17 protein-coding genes, 1 tRNA gene and 3 pseudogenes are annotated in these 20,533 nt (G+C 66.3%); 6 read left to right on the top strand and 15 right to left on the bottom strand.

All coding sequences use genetic code 11. The annotated features are described in order from the left end of the window. Positions 1-16: 16 nt before the first annotated feature. From BKA23_RS02680 to BKA23_RS02660, 5 genes and pseudogenes are all read right to left on the bottom strand, one after another. The gene (locus BKA23_RS02680; protein WP_145225235.1) at positions 17-355 is read right to left on the bottom strand and encodes a hypothetical protein; all 339 of its coding nucleotides are present in this window, start codon (positions 353-355) and stop codon (positions 17-19) included. Further along, the gene (locus tag BKA23_RS02675) at positions 352-4,149 is read right to left on the bottom strand and encodes an RHS repeat protein (protein WP_145225233.1); all 3,798 of its coding nucleotides are present in this window, start codon (positions 4,147-4,149) and stop codon (positions 352-354) included. Before BKA23_RS02675 ends, BKA23_RS02680 begins: the two co-directional genes overlap by 4 nt. 60 nt (positions 4,150-4,209) lie before the next feature. Beyond that, positions 4,210-4,683: pseudogene (locus BKA23_RS02670) on the bottom strand (transposase); the annotation flags it as partial. A 98-nt stretch (positions 4,684-4,781) separates the two neighbouring features. Further along, complete coding sequence (locus BKA23_RS02665; protein WP_145225232.1) at positions 4,782-6,008, bottom strand: IS110 family RNA-guided transposase; 1,227 nt, start codon at positions 6,006-6,008, stop codon at positions 4,782-4,784. 241 nt (positions 6,009-6,249) lie between these two features. Beyond that, positions 6,250-7,038, bottom strand: a pseudogene (locus BKA23_RS02660) (IS256 family transposase); the annotation flags it as partial. A gap of 399 nt (positions 7,039-7,437) precedes the next feature. Between BKA23_RS02660 and BKA23_RS17575 the strand changes: the two are divergent. Beyond that, complete coding sequence (locus tag BKA23_RS17575; protein ID WP_170226342.1) at positions 7,438-7,608, top strand: hypothetical protein; 171 nt, start codon at positions 7,438-7,440, stop codon at positions 7,606-7,608. Between the two features lie 156 nt (positions 7,609-7,764). Here BKA23_RS17575 and BKA23_RS02655 read toward each other — a convergent pair. From BKA23_RS02655 to galU, 10 genes and pseudogenes are all read right to left on the bottom strand, one after another. Then, positions 7,765-8,231: pseudogene (locus BKA23_RS02655) on the bottom strand (DDE-type integrase/transposase/recombinase); the annotation flags it as partial. Between the two features lie 89 nt (positions 8,232-8,320). Continuing rightward, a protein-coding gene (locus BKA23_RS02650; protein WP_246104417.1) for an IS3 family transposase occupies positions 8,321-9,522 on the bottom strand; the annotation gives its coding sequence in 2 pieces (ribosomal slippage) (positions 8,321-9,241 and positions 9,244-9,522; 1,200 coding nt in all). Positions 9,523-9,859: 337 nt separating this feature from the next. Continuing rightward, a tRNA-Ala gene (locus BKA23_RS02645) sits at positions 9,860-9,935 on the bottom strand. A gap of 50 nt (positions 9,936-9,985) precedes the next feature. Then, positions 9,986-10,936 carry an aldo/keto reductase gene (locus BKA23_RS02640; protein WP_145225227.1) on the bottom strand — a complete coding sequence of 317 codons (951 nt, stop codon included), beginning with the start codon at positions 10,934-10,936 and terminating at the stop codon, positions 9,986-9,988. 4 nt (positions 10,937-10,940) lie between these two features. Further along, positions 10,941-12,056, bottom strand: a complete 1,116-nt coding sequence (locus tag BKA23_RS02635) for a hypothetical protein (protein WP_145225225.1) — start codon at positions 12,054-12,056, stop codon at positions 10,941-10,943. A 127-nt stretch (positions 12,057-12,183) separates the two neighbouring features. Continuing rightward, entirely contained in the window at positions 12,184-12,738 is a 555-nt protein-coding gene (locus BKA23_RS02630) for a GNAT family N-acetyltransferase (RefSeq protein WP_246104416.1), read from the bottom strand. 50 nt (positions 12,739-12,788) lie between these two features. After that, on the bottom strand, positions 12,789-13,334 hold the full coding sequence (locus tag BKA23_RS02625; RefSeq protein WP_145225220.1) for a MogA/MoaB family molybdenum cofactor biosynthesis protein: 546 nt from the start codon (positions 13,332-13,334) through the stop codon (positions 12,789-12,791). Further along, the gene (gene moaC / locus BKA23_RS02620) at positions 13,327-13,806 is read right to left on the bottom strand and encodes a cyclic pyranopterin monophosphate synthase MoaC (protein ID WP_145225218.1); all 480 of its coding nucleotides are present in this window, start codon (positions 13,804-13,806) and stop codon (positions 13,327-13,329) included. Before moaC ends, BKA23_RS02625 begins: the two co-directional genes overlap by 8 nt. Continuing rightward, a complete protein-coding gene (locus tag BKA23_RS02615; protein WP_246104415.1) occupies positions 13,803-15,017 on the bottom strand; it encodes a molybdopterin molybdotransferase MoeA in 1,215 nt (404 codons plus the stop codon). Before BKA23_RS02615 ends, moaC begins: the two co-directional genes overlap by 4 nt. 185 nt (positions 15,018-15,202) lie before the next feature. After that, positions 15,203-16,150: a UTP--glucose-1-phosphate uridylyltransferase GalU gene (gene galU, locus BKA23_RS02610; RefSeq protein WP_145228122.1), complete on the bottom strand. Its 948-nt coding sequence runs from the start codon at positions 16,148-16,150 to the stop codon at positions 15,203-15,205. Positions 16,151-16,220: 70 nt separating this feature from the next. Between galU and BKA23_RS02605 the strand changes: the two genes are divergently transcribed. The 5 genes from BKA23_RS02605 to BKA23_RS02585 all read left to right on the top strand — a co-directional run bounded on the left by BKA23_RS02605 (position 16,221) and on the right by BKA23_RS02585 (position 20,439). Beyond that, entirely contained in the window at positions 16,221-16,781 is a 561-nt protein-coding gene (locus BKA23_RS02605) for a 5-formyltetrahydrofolate cyclo-ligase (protein ID WP_170226339.1), read from the top strand. A gap of 48 nt (positions 16,782-16,829) precedes the next feature. Continuing rightward, positions 16,830-18,365 carry a potassium/proton antiporter gene (locus tag BKA23_RS02600; RefSeq protein WP_145225212.1) on the top strand — a complete coding sequence of 512 codons (1,536 nt, stop codon included), beginning with the start codon at positions 16,830-16,832 and terminating at the stop codon, positions 18,363-18,365. A gap of 21 nt (positions 18,366-18,386) precedes the next feature. Further along, entirely contained in the window at positions 18,387-18,767 is a 381-nt protein-coding gene (locus BKA23_RS02595) for an FmdB family zinc ribbon protein (RefSeq protein ID WP_145225210.1), read from the top strand. 98 nt (positions 18,768-18,865) lie between these two features. Next, positions 18,866-19,729: an S-methyl-5'-thioadenosine phosphorylase gene (locus BKA23_RS02590; RefSeq protein WP_211841574.1), complete on the top strand. Its 864-nt coding sequence runs from the start codon at positions 18,866-18,868 to the stop codon at positions 19,727-19,729. Next, positions 19,726-20,439 carry an SAF domain-containing protein gene (locus tag BKA23_RS02585; RefSeq protein ID WP_145225208.1) on the top strand — a complete coding sequence of 238 codons (714 nt, stop codon included), beginning with the start codon at positions 19,726-19,728 and terminating at the stop codon, positions 20,437-20,439. The genes BKA23_RS02590 and BKA23_RS02585 overlap by 4 nt, the downstream gene beginning before the upstream one ends. Positions 20,440-20,533: the final 94 nt, after the last annotated feature.

The raw sequence follows: 20,533 nt of genomic DNA, 5'->3' as shown, positions 1-20,533 counted from the left end.
TCGAGGGCGCGGGCGGTCACGGATCGTCCAGGTCGATGATGAGTCTCCCGATCGATCCGCGCCCGATTGTTCTCGAGTACCAGACGCTGAACTCCGCGCCTTCGTGCACATACAACCGCGCTGCGTCGTCCCAAAAGTTCAGCGCCACCTCGCGATCTGTGTCGCCCCACGCCAGGGGAACGGCATCTGGCGTCGTCATCATGGCGCCGAGGGAAATTGAGCCGTCAGGGGCGTCAGGATCAGCGAACTTGAAGATGAGTGATCGACTGCCCGAGGCGAGGGCGCCCCATGCACGATCCGGGTCGGAGTCCTCATTGAGGCTCATCCAGGCCCGCGCGCGAATCCCGAGTGTCATGGGATCAGCCCGTGGTTCATGACGTTGAAGAATTGGTTGAGGTCGCCTCTGAAGAAGAGCCCAGGTCCCTCCGACCCGGCTTCCATCCCCTCCGCCGAACTGAGAGCGCTCGTGGGAACTGAACCCGACGTTAGGTAGTTTGGTGCACCAAAGCCAGGCGCCTTATTCATCATCTGTCCATATTGTTCGGCCTGTTGGCTCGTTCGGAAGAAGTACTTGCCCTCCAATCCGGGCGCATTTCGATAGCCACCTGAAGCTGCAATGTCGTCGGCTTCCCTCTGGCCAACTGCGCGGAACAATGTCGTCGTCTCGGGCACCGCGGTTTCTGTGGCAGCTTCCCCGTCAGCGTCTTCACTAGCGATGAGGGAGGCGTCGTCGGCGACGGCTTCTGCTTCGAGTCCGTCGGTGAGGGGGTCGGCTCCTCCTTGGACGACATTAACGACGGTGAGTCCGACGACGGCGCCGGTCATGAGGATGGCGCCGGCGTGGTGGGTGACGAATCCCCAGAAGCCGCCTCCAGAACTCTTGTGGGGTGCTGGGGTGGGTGCGCGCCACCCGGCGTGCATTTCCTTGTACCAGGATTCTTCGGCGGCGATGCGCCTATCGTAGGCGGCTTCTGCTTCTTGTCGACGCAGCGCTGCTTGGGATTGCCAGTATTCCCAGCGGAGTTCGGGCAGGTAGGTGTGGTCGTACCAGTAGTCGTAGCGTGCGGTGGCGCTTTCTGACCAGCAGGAATTGCCGCACCCGTAGGAGTGAGGCCCGTTCTCTGCCGAGGAGGGGTACCGGGCACCGGTCGGGTCACTGTTGGTGACGGGGTTCCCACCGCCGTAGGCGTACCCGTTGAGCTCATCCACAGCTGAGGGGTCTCGGACGGGGTCCACAGACATAAAGGTGCCGGTGGTGGGGTCATATTTGCGCAGGCCAGTGCTGATCAGGCCGGTGTCACCGTTACTGGCAGCACCAAGGAAGGACCGATTCGTCGCCAGGGTGGGTGCGACCAGGGCTGATGCCGATGTCGCAGCAAGGTTATTGCCGTACGGGTCCAAGTACTGGCGAGTCGTATTCGCGGCCGGCGTCCCACCGGACCCACTGGGGGTGTATGTGGTGGTCGTGGTGCCCTGAGTGTTGGCGTCGACGTAGGTGGGGCCCACGGTGCCGACCCGGTAGGCGATCTGCCGACCAGCGATGTCGTAGTACCGGGTGACGTTACTGACGGCACCACCGGTGACGGTCACATCCTCAGAACCCAAGTACAACGTCGTCGCACCGGACGGGTCAGTTTCCAATAGCGGGCTACCGCTGGCGTCATTGACGTAGCTGGTCGTGCCTGCAGGAGTCGTCACCGACGCCAGGAATCCCAGAGGGTCCCAAGTCAGAGTCTGGCTCCCGCCTGCAGTGGTGCGCGCGGTGACCTGCCCGTCCGCGTTCACGGTCTGACTAGTGGAACCTGCGTTCGGGCCGGTGGTGGTAGTCCCGGTCAGATCGTGGGCGTGACCGGTCGACCCGACCGCCGAGGTGGTCACGTTGTCACCCGTGGTCGGGGTCAGCGGGTTAGTTCCGGACACCGGAGTCGCGGTCGCGGGGAGTTGGTGCGCGGTTTGGGTGGTGCGCGATCCGCCCGCGTCATAGGTCCAAGACTCCCAGAACGGTGCCGCCCCACCCACGGTCGCGTTGCCTGCGGTGGAGGGGTCCGCGGAGCAGTTGTCCGTCGACGTCCACGCCTGGGTGAGCTCGTCCAGGTGGTCGTAGTTGTAACAGGTCGTGGTCGAGGCCGCTCCGGACACGCCTTGGGTGTCGGTGGAGGACGTCAAGTTTCCTGCGAGGTCGTAGGAGTTGGTGGTGTCGTCCAGGACGGTGTTTCCGGCGTCGAATTTCTGCCCCACCACTTGCAGGGTTTGCGGGTTGTAGGTGTACCCCAGGTAGGTGATGTCAGCGCCTTGATCCATGGTGACGCTGAGAGGTTTGCCGTCAGAGTCCAAAGCGGTCGCTGCCACGTAAGGGCTTGCACCCGTTTCGGTGACAGGCTCACCGTTGCTGTCGTAGCCGTAGGTGATGGTCTCGGCTGCTTCGGATCCCGCTGCGGGGATGGTCGCGGTCTTCAACAGACCGGTACTGGTCCACGTCTCCGGGGAGGTGTACGTGGACGCGAAACCCGGCACCGACAACGACACAGATGTCCCGGTGGGGCGGCCCGCACTGTCGTACCCGGTCGCGGCGGTCGTGTACGCCTTACCGCCGACGTAGCGGGTGGCGGAGGTTTGCTGCCCGGTCTGCAGCGTGTCATACACCAGACCGGTCAGCTGGGTGCCGGAGGTGGTGCCCTGGTATTGCCCAGTGAGGCGCCCATCGGCGTCGAAGGTCTGCGCGACAGTTGATCCTTGTGCGTCGGTGATGCTGACGGGGTCCCCGGCGTCGTCATAGGACGTGGTTGTCGTGCCACTGTCCGGGTCGGCACTAGAGGTCTGACGTCCGGCCATGTCGTAACTGGTCGTAAACGTCGCCGCCTGCGGTGTGCCCGCAGCGGTGACCATCTGGGTTTGCTCACCCGCGGCGTTGAACGTGTACGTGTCACGCACCGCGGTCCCACCCGAATACGTGTTCCCGGAGAACGTGGGTGGGCTGGACCACCGGTCGGTTTCGGTGGTTTCCCCGCGCGGGTTGGTGATCGTGGTCATTTCGACACCACCGGTGGGCGGGATCACCGTGGTGGCGTTCCCGCCATATACCGTGGTCGTCGTCGAGGTCAGGGTGTTCCCGTCATACAACTGCACCGTGGTCGGGCGACCTGCACCGTCGTAAGAGGTGACGGTGCGGTTCGCGATGAACGCGTCCCCATCGGTCGTGGGCACCTGAAGTGTGGTGGACGGTGCTTCGGTGATGTAGAAGTGGTTGTCGTTTCCGGAGACCCGTCCGGCGTCGTCGTAGGCGGTGTCGTTCACGATCGCCCCAGAACCGACAGCGCTGTCCTGGGTTTGGATCACCTCGCCGTAAGAGTCGTACAAGGTGACATTCGTGGTGGTGGACGTGCTGCCGGTGCCGGGATCGACGAGGGTCGTGGCTGTTACTGTCGACGGGTTGCTCTGGGACACTTGGTAGGCGTAACTGGTCGTCGCAGGGGTGGAGCCTTGGGTTTGCCCGGGCTTCCACACGCCGGTCAACCGGCCCAGCGGGTCATAGGTTGCGGTCGTAACATGCCCGGCCACATCCGTTTCGGACGTCACCTGATACCGGCCCGGATCAATAACTTCCGTACTGGTGTGACCCAAAGGGTCCTTCTGCACGACTTGGGTGACGGGTCCACTCGCGGACGGGGTGTACGCCGTGCTCGAGGTACGCCCGGTCGTGTCGGTGGAGGAGGTGTACTGGGTAGTCGAGGTCTGCCTACCCAACGAGTCGTAGGCAGTGGTGACTTTCGCGAAATGGGTGCTACTGATCGCGGTATCCGTCTCGGTCTCATCTCCCGCACCGGGGACGGCACCGAGGGTGGTGGACCCGTCGTAGTAGGAGCGGATATCGGACGAGATCCCGGTCGGAGCGGTCCCGGCTGCGGGGCACGCCTGCGCGGAGTGGATCACTTCGGCAACGTCATCGCGGATCCAGCTGGTCGTGTTGTCCGCATACGTGGTGGTCGTGCACGCCGGCGCCAGACCGGACCCGGTCTCAGAGTCGCTGATCTGACGACCCTCGGCGTCGTACCCGTAGGTGTCCAGCACTTCGTCTTCCCCGCCAGTGGCCAGGTTCCGCAGCACCATCGTCGAGGCGGGCCGGACCATCGTCGCCACCAGCGGTTGCATCCCGGATCGGGCTTGCGACGTGGGAGTGTCCGGTTAACGGTGTAACTGGCGTTGTTCATTTTAGAGGTTCTCCGCTGCTGGCATGCGGTCGGCGAAGGTGATCGCGAACGCGTTGAGGGCTGGTTTCCACCGCATGGTCCAGCGTGCCTGGCCAGTGCCCTTGGGGTCCAGCGACCTGGTCACCAGGTACAAGGTTTTGAGCGCGGCCTGTTCGGTCGGGAAGTGGCCCTTCGTGGTGACCGCACGCCGGTAACGAGCATTCAATGACTCAATCCCGTTGGTGGAGCACAAGACCCGGCGGATCTCGACGTCGTAGTCCAGGAACGGCACGAACCGCTCCCACGCGTCGCGCCACAGCGTCGAGATCGCCGGATATTGGGCTGCCCAGGTCTCTTCGAACTGCTCGAACGCCGCCCACGCCGCATCCCGTGAGGGTGCGGTGTAGATCGGTCGTAGGTCTTTGGCCATTTTCTCCCAGTACTTCTTGGAGGCGTACCGAAACGAGCCACGGATCAGATGGATGATGCAGACTCCCGCTGTCAACCTGGGTGGGTGTGGCGGTGGTGGGTAGTGGGCAGGTGGGGGCGCCGGCGAGGCTGGGGTTGTCTTGCCGGTTGGTGGTGCTGGTGGGGTTATGCCGCGGGTGCTTGGTGGTGGACGCGGGTGGGGTCGAACGGTTCGTGGTCGGTCCAAGCGCGCCACAGGATCCGGGTCCAGCGTGCGCCCAGGCCGCGGTAGGCGCGGTAGCGGCCCTGGCCTGCGTTGCGGGCGTGTTCATAGACGTCGCCTGACCAGGGGTCTTCGCGGGCGGCGACGGTCATCCACCAGTCGATGCTATGCCGTAGTCGTTTGTTCGCGGCGTACCGGAAGCGGACTTGGCGGGTGCGTCCGGATGCGCGGGTGACCGGGGCCAGGCCTGCTTCGGCCAGCAGGGTTGCGGCGGTGGGGAATCGGGCTCTGTCGTCGCCCATTTCCCCGATCATGGTCGCGGCGATCACGGTGGCGATGCCGGGGAAGCTGGTGAAGACTGGCCCGTCAGGGTGTGCGCTGACCAGCGGGGTCAACATCGCGTTGTACGTGCGGATGTTGGTGTTGAGCAGTTCGAGTTGATCGACCAGCATCAAGGCTGCCGTGTGCTTTCCCGTGATCGTGCCGTCAGTTGCGGTGAGTAGGTGCGGACGTAACCGGTCGCACAGGGCTGCTGGCTCGACGCGGCCGGTGTAGCCGTGTCGGGCGCAGAATCGTCGCATCCGGTCTTCGGTGACCCGGGCGGCTGCCGCGGGGGTGGGGTAGTCGCGGATGAACGCCAGGGTGATGTCGCGGTCCAGGGAAGAGAACAGGTGCAACGGCGCGGGGTGGTAGGCCTCCAACGCGGCGCGGAGCCGTGACTCCACGGCGCGTTGCATCACGATGACTCGTTCTCGGTCCCGGGACAACGCTGCGATCTGAGCGGTCAGCGCGGATGGCCGGCTCAGGGGCCGCCAGTGCACGTGTTCATGGCGCAGGGTGTCGGCCAGGACGAACGCGTCGAAGGCGTCGGATTTGGTGTTGGCAACCCGGTATCGTTCCCGGGCCCGAGCGGAGATCTTCGGCGAGATGCAAAACACGCTCTCACCACGGTCAAGGAGGTGCTCGACCAGGATTCCCTCGGCCCGTTCGATGGATACCCGTAGGACTCCTCGAGATGCGAAAGCGTCCAGAAGCCGGTCGATTTCGGTGAACCCGGTTACCGTGTGTTCGATTCTTCGTTGGACCTGGATCGTGCCCGTGTGGTCGACGACGCAGATCTGGTGGTGGGTGCCGCCCCAATCGATGCCGGCGAACATCGCGTGCGGATGTTCTGCTTCGGTGGTGACCATGCTGCTCCTTCCGGGAACTTCGGGTCGCCTGATGCCGTATGCGCGGCGGGCTCGACTGTTCGGAACCTCATCTCGGCGCTCAACCCGGAACGGGTAGGCGCTGCTCCCGCTGGCCAATCATGTCGAGCCTGCCCCGCCACGGGCGGACGGGTCTGCGTGTGGACCTCGAGGGCAACTCGTTTGAATCGGTCCTACCCGCGACGGCGCAGACAACCAGCGGGACTATCCCGCCACACCCATGGTGCATAGATGAGGTCTGAACCGTGGCGAGTGGGAAGACCGTGTTCGCGCTGTCGGGCAATCCTTTGAGGCCGTCACACACGATGAAGAACACGTCCGTGACACCGCGGTTCTTCATTTCAGCAAGCACACTCATCCAGAACTTCGCGGACTCACCGTGCCCGGCAGTACCGGCCCACAACCCCAGGACGTCACGCCGGCCCTGCAGATCAACACCGATCGCGGCGTAGAACGGGCGGTTACCGACCTGTCCATCGCGGACCTTGACGTAGATCGCGTCAATGAAGATCGCCGCGTACACCGGCAGCAACGGTCGAGCACACCAGTCGGTCATCTCACCGATGACACGGTCGGTGATCACGCTGATCCGGTCCTTGGACAGGCTCGCGCCGTACACCTCGGCGAAGTGCGCGCTGATCTCACCAGTGGTCAAACCCTTGGCGTATAACGACAACACGATCGTGTCGACATCACCCAGTCGGCGTTGCCGCTTGCGGACGATGACTGGGTCGAAAGAGGCGTCGCGGTCGCGGGGCACCTGGATCGTGACCGGGCCGACGTTGTCGGTCAGCACGGTCTTGGTACGGGTCCCGTTGCGGGAGTTGCCGCCGTCACGGCCCGCCACGGCGTGCTTGTCATAGCCCAAGTGCTGGTTCATCTCCTCATCCAAGGCAGTTTCCAACACCGTCTTGGTCAAGAGCTTCAGTAACCCGTCCGGACCGGTCAGATCATCACCACGAGCACGCGCGGCGCGCACGAGCTGCGCGATCATCGCCCGCTCCGAGGGCATCACCACCGCCGCAGACTCATCCGCCGCGGCAGGTATCGGCGCAGCCTCATCGGCACGAACAGGGACAGCATCATCTTCAAGCGGCACAGCCGCCAGTGTTTCGGTCATCACAAACCTTCCCCGCCAACCACGGTCGGCGTGTCAGGCCAGTTACACCGTTCGCCGGACAGTCCCAAATCAGGCTTCGTCGGCTTTGTTCGCGAACCGTCATGCAAGCCGCGCAGCGCCTCGGTCGATGCCGCGGTCCTATGATCACCCGTTCACTGAACACGTCAGCGTGGACCTTGGACACACGGTTCGGACCGCGTGCCTGGCCGGGGAGGGCTATGCGCCTGTCACGATTTGAGATTGCCAACCATGCCGTCTTGGAGGACATGACGGTCGAGGTCCGCGACCATCATGTCCATCGTCGGGGCCAACGACGTCGGTAAGTCCTTCCTATTGCGGCTGCTCAACCTGCTCCTCGGTGCGACGTTTCAGCAGCTCTACTCAGCCCTGACACCGGCAGAACTACGCGACCCAGCTCAACCGCTACGGGTTACGGTCGACCTCGGTCACGTGTCTCTTTAGGAGGCAGGATCCTTTCCTCACGAGGTTCACTTCGAGGGGGACGAGCCAACCCGACTCACCATCGAGCTTGAGGTCCGTGTATCCGAGGAAGATGACAAGGAGGTCGTCATCGATCGGTTCTGTCCGGACGCCGGCACCCGGCGCGCACCCGACGCCTTTCCACGGTTCGCGTGGTCTGATCAGCTCGGTTGCCGTATAACCCGTCGATCGTCTCGGCCAATGCGTTGTCATACGAATCACCTGTGGTACCAACAGATCCCGCGATACCAGCATCGGCCAGTGCTTCACCGAAGCGAAGAGAGGTGTACTGGGACCCTCGGTCGTTGTGATGGACCAAATCAGTGAAATCCGCTGTCCCGTAACGGTTTCGACACCACACCACCTGTTCGAACGCGTGCAGCACGAAGTCCGTGGTCATCGACGACGACACACTCCAACCCAGAATCGCAGCGGGCATACGCGTCCACCACGAACGCGACGTACACCCACCCCGACCACGAACTGACATCGGTGAAGTCCGCGGCCCACAGCTTGTCCGGCGCGACCGGTTCGAACCGGCAGCGCACCAGGTCATCACGACGTTCATGGGCTGGGTCAGCGACCGTGGTCCGCTTGGTCTTTCCTCACCGCACCGACCAGGCATTCACCACGCATCAACCACCCGACCGTGGGGACTGCCCCAGGTTTGGTTGATACTCGGGGTGGATGGTTCTCAGGCCGCGTCTGCGGCCGCGTAGATCATTTCAAACTCGACTGGGGTGAGCTTGCCCAGGGCTCGCTGACGACGCCGGCGGTTGTACTTTGTTTCGATCCAGGCCACGATCGCGAGGCGTAGTTCCTCCCGCGTGTCCCAGCGGCGGGTGTTCAGGACGTTCTTCTGCAGCAGCGAGAAGAACGACTCCATCGCGGCATTGTCGCTGCTGGACCCGACACGGCCCATCGAGCCGCGTAGGCCGTTGTTTTTCAGCAGCCGGAGCACCTTCTTCGACCTGAACTGGCTGCCCCTGTCCGAGTGCACGATCGTGTTCTCGGGCGAGCGCAGCGCGATCGCGTTGCGCAACGCTGCGGCCGCGAGGCCCGACTTCATGCGCGAGTCGATGGAGTACCCGACGATCTTGTTGGAGTAGCAGTCCTTGACCGCGCATAAGTAGAGCTTGCCCTCGCGGGTGGGGTGCTCGCAGACGTCGGTCAGCCAGATCTGGTTCGGCCTGTGTGCGGCACCGACGAAGTCGTGACGGACCCGGCCGTGATCGCCGACGGTCGCGAGCAGGTCATCGTGCACAGCGGGGCCGGGCTTGCCCGATGCGCCCCGCCGGCGGTGGTGGGAGGCGAACACGCCTGCGGTCGAGCACAATCGCCACACACGGTTCTCGGATGCCGCGATACCGGCGTCGGCGAGCTCGTCGGCGATGAACCGGTAGCCCAGGGTGGGATCGTCCTGATGGATCTGGTGGATCACGTCGATGACGTGCGCGTCGTCCCAATCACGCTGAGACACTGGGTCTTTGAGCCACTTGTAGTACCCCTGGGTGGAGAGGTCGAGCACCCTGCACGCCACCGCGACCGGCACCCTGACCCTTGAGTCGGGGGCACCGGTCGCGGCCATCTCACGGACGAGCGGGAAGACTATTTTCCCGGCAGGTTCGCCTGCGATAGATAGGCCGCTGCACGGCGTAGGACCTCGTTCTCCTGCTCCAGGAGCCGGATCCGCTTGTTCGCCTCACGCAACTCGGACCGGTCGATCTCGGTCAGACCAGGACGGTTGCCGTCCTGGATGTCGGCCTTCTTCATCCAGTTCGACAAGCAGCCTTCGGAGATCCCGAAGTCCTTCGCGATCTGCTTCAACGGAGCATCACCCTTGCCAGCGACAGCCACGACATCGTCGCGGAACTCCTTGGGGTAGGGCTTGGGCATAGTGACATCCTTCCAGCGAGGAAATCCTCACAGGTCAGGTGTCAACCAAAGTCTGGGCAGACCCACAGAGCCTTCTACACCGCCCTCTACATCGACGAACACGGATCAGTCACAGAATCTGACCTAACTGAACCATTTACCTCGGTCCAACAGATCCACCATCACTGGCTCCAACTCACCGCAGCAAAGCGCCGCGGCCAACCGACAACTCCCGTTGTCACTATCAACCAAGAACCAAAAAATCGCTCCGCATTACACGAAGCGATCCTGAGGACTCAACAATCATCCGATCCGAACCACGGCATTTACTTTGCCAAAGGTTCGAATAAGTCGGTCCTGGTGGAGCTGAGGGGATTCGAACCCCTGGCCTTCTCATTGCGAACGAGACGCGCTACCAACTGCGCCACAGCCCCTTGAAGCGAGAGCAACCCTAACACCGGGCCTCGCCGCCAGTCACATCGGCTCAGCCGGTGGTGATCCGGTCCAACTCGGCAAGGTCCTCCGCACTCGGATCCCACCGCAGCGCAGCGGCATTCGCCGTCACCTGCTCCGGCCGGGTGGCTCCCGAGATGACCGATCCGACGGCCGGTTGCGCTGCCAGCCCGGCGATCGCGACATCCAGAATCGACAGGTCACGTGCGGCGGCATACGTCTGCAGCGCCTCAATGCGATCCCAGTCGGCCTTCGCCAGCCAGGTCGCGCGATCCGGCTGGGATGCCGCGCGCGAACCCTCCGGAGCGCCTTCGCCACGTCGGTACTTGCCGGTGAGCAGGCCGTATTCGAGCGGGAAGAACGGCAGGATGCCCAGACCGAATCGCTCGCAGGCCGGCACGACCTCGGCCTCGACCGTACGGTCCAGCAGGGAGTACCTGTTCTGCACCGAGATGAACGACGCCAGCCCGTCGACCTCCGCCGTCCACGCGGCATCCGTCACCTGCCAGGCCGCGAAATTCGAGCAGCCGATGTAGCGCACCTTGCCCTCGGCGACGAGATCGGTCAGCGCCGACAACGTCTCCTCGATCGGCGTAATCCCGTCGGGGCGATGCAACTGGTAGAGGTCGATGTGGTCGGTCTGCAGGCGCCGCAGACTGGCCTCGACCGCGCGCCGGATGTAGCGCCGCGAGGCACGCGCCCCGTAGTCGGCACCGAGCGTGCCACGCATGTCCATGCCGAACTTGGTCGCCACCACGAAGTCGTCGCGCTGCCCACGCAGCGCCTGCCCGAGCAGTTCCTCACTGCCACCGGGCTGCCCGCCATACGTGTCGGACGTGTCGAGCAGGGTCACGCCGCACTCACGCGCGGCCGCAAGTATGGCGCTGACGCCCTCCTGATCGACCCGCTGACTGAACGCATTGCACCCGATGCCGACGGCACTGACCATCAGCCCCGAATCGCCGAGCGGGCGGTAGTCCATCAGCTCAGCCCGCCTGGTGCACCGGCGGCAGGTCGTCGAGATCCTGGTCGAGCGCCAGTCCGTCGAACGGCAGGTCCTCGTTGGCCACGTGCTGGTATGCCGCAGCCGTCGACAGCGCCGGCTGTTGTGGGACGTTCGCCGCGGGAACGGGCCGGTCGGCGCGTTCTTTCATCGTGTAGGTCGGGCGCGGCACCGCGACCGGCTGCCATTCGCTGCCCGCGTCGGAAGGCGCGGGCGCGGTACCGGCCGACATCGTGTCGGGCTGCGGAGCCATGCGCATGGCATCGACAGCGGTCACATCGAAAGGTGCGTCGGCGATTCGCCGCTGCATAGCCGGAGCCGGATCCTGAGCAGCGACCGGGCCATTCGAGGCTTTGGCAGGAGCGGTGTCCGCAGCGGGTGTCCGGGGCGCCTGCGGGGCAGGACGACCGGTCGCGCCAACTGGGGTGGCCCGGCCGTCGCGGTTCTGACGCACCGCGGGCCGCGGTTGACGGGCCGGCTGTGACTGTCGGCCTGCGCTACGGGCAGCGCGTGCCGCCTTGGCCGATCGGTGACACCAGATGAGCACCCCAGCGAACAGCACCACGGCCACGGCCACGGACCACAACGGCAGCGCCCCGAACGGCGTGCAGACACCGGTGATGACCAGCAGGGCGAACGAGCCGATCAGCGCGCCGGCACGAAGCTTCGGCGACCCGGAGTGCGCCGCCGGTCGGCCGGACCTGGCCGAACGCACCGTGGGTTGACGTGCGCCGGAAACGTGACTGGCTTCCGCCGGAGCGGAAGTCGTTGCGGAAGAGGCGTTCTGGGCAACGGTCTGAGCCGGTCGCGCCTCGGGCGTGTGCTGGGAGTCTGCAGTCATGACGGTTCCTGCTCGCAGTGACGGACGCGGCTGTTTGACGCTCACCAGCGGCGACGATGGGCGGTCGGAGACTGAATCTGATGCTTGTGCAATGCCTTCGGACAACTGGGGCCGTCGTTCGAGCACCCGCATGGCGGCGGTGAACTGGTCCACCGATCGCGCGGTGGCAAGGGCCTCTCGGCGTCGGATCCAGTGCTGCAGCAGATAGGCAGCCCAAATCGCGGCGATAAGAACGAAGATCAGACTGCTGGCCGGCACGCAACGAACGCTAGGCGCAAAGTCGTTGCAGTTCGCGGACATCCGCGGTGTGTCGCCCAAGCCACAGCCAATCCGGGGCCACTGGCACGCAGGGCGTCAGCGGAGGCGGCCGCCGGCATTCGGATCGTCACTCGCGCTCGCGCATCCGCTCCACCAGAGAGGTATGACGCAGCTCCTCGACCGTGACTGCAAACGACCGGTGGTCGTGCCAGGCACCGTTGATGTGCAGGTACCCCTTGCGAAGCCCCTCGTCGCGCAGCCCCAACTTGTCCACCACGCGCAGACTGCGGTCGTTGTCCGGTCGGATGTTGACCTCGACGCGATGGAGGTCGACCTCGTTGAAGGCGTGGTCGATCAGCATCGCGAGTGCGAACGGCGTGATGGAGCGCCCGGCCCACCGCTGCCCGATCCAGTAACCCGCCGCACCCGACATCAGCGCACCCCGAGTGATGCCGAACAGGTGCATCTGGCCGGCAAGCGCGCCGTCGACGTCGACCACGAACGGCAGCAGTCGACCCTCGACCGCCTCACGATCCTGGAATCGCACCAACTGGGCGAACGTCATCGACTGCTGCGGCAGCGGTGAGGTGGAGTCCCACGGCTTGGTCCACGCGCCGTTGTCGCTGCGCAACTGCAGGAACTCGCCGCGATCCGCACGCGTCCGAAGTGGGCGCAACTTCACCACCGAACCGCGCCACTGCTGCTCGACCGCAACCGGCCACCAGCGGCTTCTCAACGGTCCGCGCCCGGGTGGTCAGGGCCTGAATGTCCCGCGTCCGTATGACCCGAGCCTTCATGGTCGGTTCTCGGGTGATCGCCACCAGACACCTGCGAAACAACGTGTGCGACAACGGGTTCGAGCACCGCGAGCGCGTCGCGCACGGCACCGCTCGACCCTGGCAGGTTGACAATCAGACACCGGCCGGACAACCCGGCGACGCCGCGCGACAGGACTGCCGTCGGCACTCCCTTGGCCACGCCTGCCGCCCGCAAGGCCTCGGCGATCCCGGGTATCTCGCAATCGATCAGCGGCATCGTCTGCTCAGGAGTGACATCGGTCGCCGAGACGCCGGTGCCACCGGTCGTCAGCACCACGTCCGCACCCGAGGCGATGGCCGCGCGCAGGGCCTCCCCGACCGGCGGTCCGTCGGGCACCACGACACGTCGCACCACGAAACCCCACGACGTGAGGGCCGCCTCCAGCACCGGGCCGGACCGGTCGTCATACGTGCCCGCAGCGGCCCGGTCCGAGCAGGTGACGACGACGGCCTCAGGCATCGGCCTCAACCCAATCCCCTGATCTACCACCGGATTTGGCGGTGACCCGGATGTCGGTGATGCGGGCATGCTTGTCGACGGCCTTGATCATGTCCACCAGCGCGAGCGCCGCGACCGAGACGCATGTCAGTGCCTCCATCTCGATGCCCGTGCGATCGGCGGTGCGTACCTGCGCACGTATGCCGACCCCCTCGTCGGTCACTGTCAGATCGACCTCGACCGCGTGCACCGCGACCGGGTGCGCAAGCGGCACGAGTTCGGGGGTGCGTTTGGCGGCCTGGATCCCGGCGATGCGGGCGACCGCGAGCGCGTCGCCTTTGGGCACGTCGCCGCTGCGCAGCGCCGCAACTGCCTTGTGCGACAACAGAACCCGGCCCTCAGCGGCTGCGACGCGCGCGGTGACCGGTTTTTCGCTGATGTCGACCATGTGGGCGCTGCCGTCGTCCCGCACATGCGTCAGCCGCTCGCTCATGCCAGACCCTCCAGCGAAATGACCTCGACCTCGTCACCGACGCTGAGGCTGGTGACGTCGGCCGGAACGATCGCGAGCGCCTGGCAGCCCGCCAATCCGCCCATCACGTGCGACCCCTGCCCGCCGATCGGCCGCACGACGTGACCGTTGTCGGCATACACGACGCGGGCGAACTGGGTGCGGCCTGGTGGCGATTGCCACTGCTCGCCGACCGTGGCACGGTGGCGGGCGATCTCGGGCGATCGGCCGGCCATGGCGCGCAGCGCTGGTGCAACGAACACCAGGAAGGACACCAGCGAGCTGACCGGATTGCCCGGCAGCGCGAAAACCGGTGTGCCGCCGATGATTCCGAAGCCTTGCGGCTTGCCCGGCTGCATGGTCAGCTTCACGAAATCGAAAGACCCGCTGCCCTCGAACGCCAGCTTGAGCGGTTCGAACGCGCCCGCGCTCACCCCACCGGTCGTGATGATCGCGTCGGCCGAATCCGCCAGCGGCGTCAGAGCTGCACGGACGGCCTCACCGGTGTCGCCGCACCGCGTCACAGCGGCGAGTTCGAAGCCACCTTGGGCCACCAGCGCAGCCAGCATCGGCCCGTTGGAATCGACGATCTGCCCGTGCCCAGGACGCTCCCCCAGCGGCAGCAACTCATCCCCCGTGCTCACCACGGCCACCCGCGGCCGGCGCACGACGGCCACCTCGGTCAGGCCGGCGGACGCCAGGACCGGCACGTGACGCGGCAACAACAGAGTTCCGGCAGGTATGACGGTGTCGCCGGGCTGCACGTCCTCACCGCGATGCCGCACCGAACTTCCCGCCGTCACGGCCTCGCTGATCGTCACGATCTCCAGACCGCCGTCGGTGATCTCGACCGGCACCACCGCGTCGGCACCGTCGGGCAAGGGCGCGCCGGTCATGATGCGAGCGCACTCGCCGGGTCGCAAGGTCAACTGCCGGGTGTCACCGGCAGGTATGTCGTCGCTCACCGTCATGCGCACCGGCGCATCCGCCGAAGCGGTGGTCACGTCGGCCGCCCGGACGGCATATCCGTCCATGGCCGAGTTGGTGAATCCCGGGAGCGGGACGGCACTGCGGACGTCCTTGTCGAGCACGGCACCCACCAGCGATCCGATCTCGGTGATCGGCCGGTTCTCGCTCGGCAACCGGGTCGCGGCTTGCAGGAGCCGCCGCTGATATTCCTCGACCGTCAACACGTCGTCCACCCTAGATGCAACGACTCACTGCTCCGGGTCTCAGCAACCACGTGAACCAGGCCGATTCGGGCGGCGCGCCAAGCGCGCACTGTGCGCTGCCCCACCACGCGCTCTGCGGTGCCCCACCAAGCGGGGCACCGCACAGTGATCGCCGACGAGTGTCCGGACTCAGCCGGACCGAACTGTCAGTGACCGAGGTGGTCCTCGCCGTCGCCACCGACGCGCGCCTCGTCGGAGTCAGCCCAGTCCAGCAGCCAGGAGCGGAAGTCGGCGCCGACGTCGCGGTGACGCACGGCCAGCCGCACCACGGCCTTGAGGTAATCGAGCCGGTCACCGGTGTCGTACCGACGTCCACGGAAGATCACGCCGGTCACGCCGCCGCCGGGCTCGCCGACGCGCCCGGCCATGGTCAGCAGGGCGTCGGTCAGCTGGATCTCGTTGCCGCGACCAGGTTCGGTGTGCTCGAGCGCGGAGAAGATCTCCGGAGCGAGCACGTACCGGCCGATGATCGCCAGGTTGCTGGGCTCGTCGCCAGGCGCCGGCTTCTCCACCAGTGAGTCCACACGCACGATGTCCTCGCCCGCGCCGGCCAGCGGCGACACCGCCGCACAACCGTAGAGGTGCACCTGATCCTTCGGGACCTCCATCAGCGCGACCACCGAACCGCCATACCGCTGCTGGGTGTCGATCATGGTCGTGAGCAAGACGTCCCGCTCGTCGATCAGGTCGTCACCGAGCAGCACCGCGAACGGCTGGTCACCGACATGCGCCTTCGCGCACAGCACCGCGTGTCCGAGACCGAGCGGCTCACCCTGCCGGATGAAGTGGACGTTGCCGAGGTTGGCGGACTTGCGCACCCGCTGCAGCCGCAGTTCGTCGCCTTTGCGCTCGAGCGCGCGCTCGAGCTCCCAGTTGCGATCGAAATGGTCCTCCAGCGCTGCCTTGTTACGACCGGTGATGGTGAGGACGTCGTCGATGCCCGCCCGGGCGGCCTCCTCGATGACGTACTGGATGGCCGGCTTGTCGACCACCGGCAGCATCTCCTTCGGGATCGCCTTGGTCGAAGGCAGGAATCTGGTGCCAAGGCCGGCGGCCGGTATGACGGCCTTCCGCACGCGCTTGGTGGACGTCATGTCGGTCATGGGTTGCACACTAATGGCCCAATCGGGGACCATCCGCCGCATCCGGGCAACAATCACCCTCATGGCCACAGAGACAGCGCAGGCAAAGCAGGCAATGAGGCGCGTCATACGTGCCCGCCGCCGCGAGCGCAGACAACAGGCGGACGACAACGTATGGCGCGAGCTGTCGACCACACTGGCCGACGCCGTGCTGACCTTCGTGCGCGAAGCCGCACCGGACGCCGCCTGCGTCGCGGTCTACGAGAGCCTGGACACCGAGCCCCCGACCGAGCAGCTGATCACGGGCTTGCGCGCCCGGCAGCGGCAGGTGATCGCGCCGATCACCCTCCCCGACAAGGACCTCTCCTGGCGCGACGTCGCCGGCAACGCCGACCTCGGCGTCGACCACATCGCAGCAGCAGACGTGATCGTGCTGCCGGCCCTGGCGATCGACGCTCACGGCATGCGCCTGGGGCAGGGCGGCGGCAGCTACGACCGGGCACTGGCACGCCGCGGCCCGCACGCGCTGACCCTCGCGGTCGTCTTCGACGGAGAGCTCGTCGCGGGTGTCCCCGCCGAGCCGCACGACCTGCCGGTGGACGCCGTCTGGACGCCTACCGGTGGGATCCTCCGGTTCGCCTGAAATACTGAGCGCGACTCCTCCAGCCACCGCACGCGAAGGAGACCACCCATGGCCGCCTCCGCCCCTGGCCAGTTCACCACCGGCGACCTCGCGGTCGTGCTGCTCATCTCCACCGTTGTGCTGCTCGTGGCCATCGCCGCGGTGCGCCTGGCCAACCGTTCCGGACTGCCGACGCTGCTGCTCTATCTGGGCATCGGCCTGGTCATGGGCGAGTCCGGCCTCGGGCTGCGCTTCGACAACCCCGAACTGACGCAGGTGCTGGGCTATTCAGCGCTGGTGCTGATCCTCGCCGAAGGTGGCCTGACGACCCGCTGGTCCGGCATACGTTCCGCTGTCGCACCCGCGTCACTGTTGTCGACAGTCGGTGTCCTCGTCTCGGTGGCGGTGGTGGGCCTGGCCGCGCATCTGCTGCTGCACAAGTCCCTCGTCGTGGCGATGCTGCTCGGGGCGATCGTGTCGTCGACCGATGCCGCGGCCGTCTTCTCGGTGTTACGCCGGGTGCCATTGCCCAAGCGCATCACTGGCGTGCTCGAAGCCGAATCCGGCTTCAACGACGCGCCCGTGGTGCTGCTGGTGGTCGCTCTGGCCGACGCCGCAACACCCGGCAGATCGCCCGGCCCCTGGTGGCTCATCGCACTGGAGGCCGTCGGCGAACTGGCCGGCGGCGCGCTCATCGGGCTGGCGCTGGGCTGGATCTTCGCCTGGGTCCTGCGGCACGCCGCGCCATCGTCTTCCGGGCTGTTCTCGATCGGTGTGCTGGCCGTGACCGTCCTTGCGTATGCCGCCGCCAGCCTCGCCCACACCAGCGGCTTCATCGCGACCTACCTGTGCGCACTGCTGCTCGGCAATCTCAACCTGCCGCACCACCAGGCGGTGCGCGGTTTCAGCCAGGCACTCGGCTGGCTGGCACAGATCGGGCTTTTCGTGCTGCTGGGGCTGCTCGCCTCCCCGGCCCGCCTGGACTCGCAGATCATCCCGGCCATCGTGATCGGGCTGGTGCTGCTGCTGGTGGCGCGCCCGGCATCGGTGCTGCTGACGCTGCCGTGGTTCCGGTTCACCTGGCGTGAACAGGCGTTCCTGTCGTGGGCCGGGCTGCGCGGGGCAGTGCCCGTCGTGCTCGCCACAGTGCCGCTGACGGTCGGAACGCCTCACACGGAGTGGATCTTCGACCTGGTCTTCGTGCTCGTGGTCGTCTTCACCCTCGTGCAGGCTCTGCCGATGCCGTTGATCGCGCGTCGCCTGGGAGTGGTCGAACCGGCGCACCTGCTCGACCTCGACGTCGAAGCGACACCCCTGGAAGAGCTCAATGCCGATGTGCTGCAGGTCAGCGTCGGCGACACCTCCCGCCTGCACGGTGTCGAGGTGCAGGAGTTGCGACTGCCTGCAGGGGCCGACGTCACATTGGTCGTGCGCGACGGCGAAGGCTTCGTGCCGAGACGCACCACCGTCATACGTCGCGGCGATCGCCTGCTGCTGGTGACGACGGCGACCGCGCGTTCCGACGCGATCCGTCGGGTGCGGTCGGTGTCTCGTGACGGGCGGATGGCGGGCTGGCGCACACCTCTTCGATCCGAGTCCGAATAGCCGACCTTTACACTGAGCGCCGTGCCGACCTACGCCTACGCCTGCAAAGACTGCGGGCACGCCTTCGAGATCGTTCAGTCCTTCAGCGACAACTCGTTGACCGAATGCCCCGACTGCCACCACCAGTCGCTGCGCAAGCAGTTCAACTCCGTCGGTGTGGTCTTCAAGGGCTCGGGTTTCTATCGCACCGACAGCCGCGACGCCGACGCGAAGTCCGGCTCGACGGCCACGGACTCCGGCAAGACGTCGGAGTCGGCCAAGAGCACGTCCTCGGACTCGACGTCCAGCGGTGGGTCCGGCGAGTCGAAGACCTCGACCAGCACGACAGAGTCCAAGAAGTCGGACTCCTCGGCTCCGGCAGCATCCTCGGCCTCGAAATCCTCGGGTGGCTCGGCGGCCTGACGCCCGCTCGTCCACACCCCGCGCCGGAGGGGCGCGTCGTCCCCAGGTGAGATCCGCTCCCCGTTCTGTATGCCGCAGGCGCTGGCTAATCTCGCCGCATGACCTCTTCGCCCAGCCCGGCAACTGACACCGACCCCATGCTCCGCGCCGAGATCGGTGTCATCGGTGGCTCCGGTTTCTACTCCTTCTTCGACGACCCGCAGGCTGTGCACGTCTCAACCCCGTTCGGTGACCCCAGCGACGACATCGTCATCGGTGAGGTCGACGGTCGCCGGGTGGCCTTCCTGCCGCGCCATGGCCATGACCACCGCTTCCCGCCGCACCGGGTGAACTACCGTGCCAACCTGTGGGCGCTACGGTCGCTGGGTGTCCGGCAGGTGCTCGCGCCCTGCGCGGTCGGGTCGCTGCGACCCGAGAACGGCCCCGGCACGCTGGTCATCCCCGATCAGGTCGTCGACCGCACGTTCGGGCGAGCGCACACCGTCTACGACCAGACCGGTCCGGTCGTCCATGTCTCCTTCGCCGATCCCTATTGCCCGCAAGGGCGTTCGGCTCTTGTGGGTGCTGCCTCCGATGCCGGCAGCGGCTCGGTCGACGGCGGCACGCTGGTCGTCATCAACGGCCCACGCTTCTCCTCCCGCGCCGAGTCGCAGTGGCACCAGAGCGCCGGCTGGAGTGTCGTGGGCATGACCGCTATGCCGGAGGCAGCGATCGCGCGCGAACTGGCGATGTGTTTCAGCACCATCTGCCTGATCACCGACCACGACGCCGGCGTCGAAGGCGGCGAGTCGGTGCGACACGATGAGGTGCTGCGGATCTTCGCGCTCAACATCGAGCACCTCAAGACTGTTCTGCGCGCTGCAATCGCGCGACTTCCGCATCCATCCGCTGACGCCGCTGCAGCCTGCGAGTGCCAGCGAGCACTCGACGGCATGCAGCTGCCGATCGAGCTGCCCGGATGAGCACGCGCGACAGCACGAGGCCACCGGCGTGGCAGCGGTTGCTGCCCGACCCCTGGCAGGGCCCGAGCCGGCAAGCGCAGTGGCGGCGTGGTCGGGCCCGGCGAGTGCTGTGCGGACTCCTTCTCGCGGCAGCCGTGCTCGCGCTGGTGTCGGTGGTGCGTCCGCCCGCTCCGGCGACGACGCGTGTCCTCGTCGCCGCTCGCGACCTGCCGGCCGGGCACCGGCTCACCGCAGCCGATGTGCGCGGTGTGGCGTGGCCCGCGGGCGCAACCGTTCCGGGCATCCTCGCCGCAGACGCGGTGACCGGGACCCTGCTGGTGGCACCGATCCACAGCGGTGAACCGCTGACGGCGAGCCGGGTGCGGGCGGCCGGCCGCTGGTCCGGTGTCGCCGACGGCCAGGTGGTCGTCAGCGTCCCGGTCACACAGGGCAGCGTCGCCCAACTCGTCCAGCCCGGCGACCACATCGACCTGTATGACGGTGCCTCCGGGCGGCCGATCGGCACCGACCTGGCGGTGGTGCTGGCCGCCGGAACCGGCGACAGGGCGGACGAGGCTTCGGCGTCGAGCGGTTCGTCGTCAACAGCGTCAGGAACAACTCAGCTACAGGTCGCTGTGTCGCGCAGCCAGGCGGCTGCCATCGCGACGGCGAATGCCGCCGGCGGTGGCGTCGGTGGGGGATTGCTCGTCGCGGCATCCCCCTCACGCTGACCAAGTTTTTCCGGACGCATGACCAGATATTTTCCTACACCGCGGCAACGGTCGGCTATCGTCGCGACCAACCGAACACCCCGATTCGTTAGGA

It is taken from the genome of Rudaeicoccus suwonensis (genome assembly GCF_007829035.1).
Taxonomy (GTDB): Bacteria; Actinomycetota; Actinomycetes; order Actinomycetales; family Dermatophilaceae; genus Rudaeicoccus; species Rudaeicoccus suwonensis.
The sequence above is the reverse complement of the archived record's forward strand: the minus strand, read 5'-3'. Positions and strand labels throughout refer to the sequence as shown.

What these genes read in the sequence shown, in the direction of transcription:
- BKA23_RS02625 (WP_145225220.1), bottom strand. Translation starts at nt 13,334, where the DNA reads ATGCCTGAGGCCGTCGTCGTCACCTGCTCGGACCGGGCCGCTGCGGGC.
- BKA23_RS02640 (WP_145225227.1), bottom strand. Translation starts at nt 10,936, where the DNA reads ATGGACTACCGCCCGCTCGGCGATTCGGGGCTGATGGTCAGTGCCGTC.
- galU (WP_145228122.1), bottom strand. Translation starts at nt 16,150, where the DNA reads ATGACGTCCACCAAGCGCGTGCGGAAGGCCGTCATACCGGCCGCCGGC.
- BKA23_RS02665 (WP_145225232.1), bottom strand. Translation starts at nt 6,008, where the DNA reads ATGGTCACCACCGAAGCAGAACATCCGCACGCGATGTTCGCCGGCATC.
- BKA23_RS02600 (WP_145225212.1), top strand. Translation starts at nt 16,830, where the DNA reads ATGGCCGCCTCCGCCCCTGGCCAGTTCACCACCGGCGACCTCGCGGTC.
- BKA23_RS02675 (WP_145225233.1), bottom strand. Translation starts at nt 4,149, where the DNA reads ATGCAACCGCTGGTGGCGACGATGGTCCGGCCCGCCTCGACGATGGTG.
- BKA23_RS17575 (WP_170226342.1), top strand. Translation starts at nt 7,438, where the DNA reads ATGTCCATCGTCGGGGCCAACGACGTCGGTAAGTCCTTCCTATTGCGG.
- BKA23_RS02605 (WP_170226339.1), top strand. Translation starts at nt 16,221, where the DNA reads ATGGCCACAGAGACAGCGCAGGCAAAGCAGGCAATGAGGCGCGTCATA.
- BKA23_RS02680 (WP_145225235.1), bottom strand. Translation starts at nt 355, where the DNA reads ATGACACTCGGGATTCGCGCGCGGGCCTGGATGAGCCTCAATGAGGAC.
- BKA23_RS02585 (WP_145225208.1), top strand. Translation starts at nt 19,726, where the DNA reads ATGAGCACGCGCGACAGCACGAGGCCACCGGCGTGGCAGCGGTTGCTG.
- BKA23_RS02590 (WP_211841574.1), top strand. Translation starts at nt 18,866, where the DNA reads ATGACCTCTTCGCCCAGCCCGGCAACTGACACCGACCCCATGCTCCGC.
- moaC (WP_145225218.1), bottom strand. Translation starts at nt 13,806, where the DNA reads ATGAGCGAGCGGCTGACGCATGTGCGGGACGACGGCAGCGCCCACATG.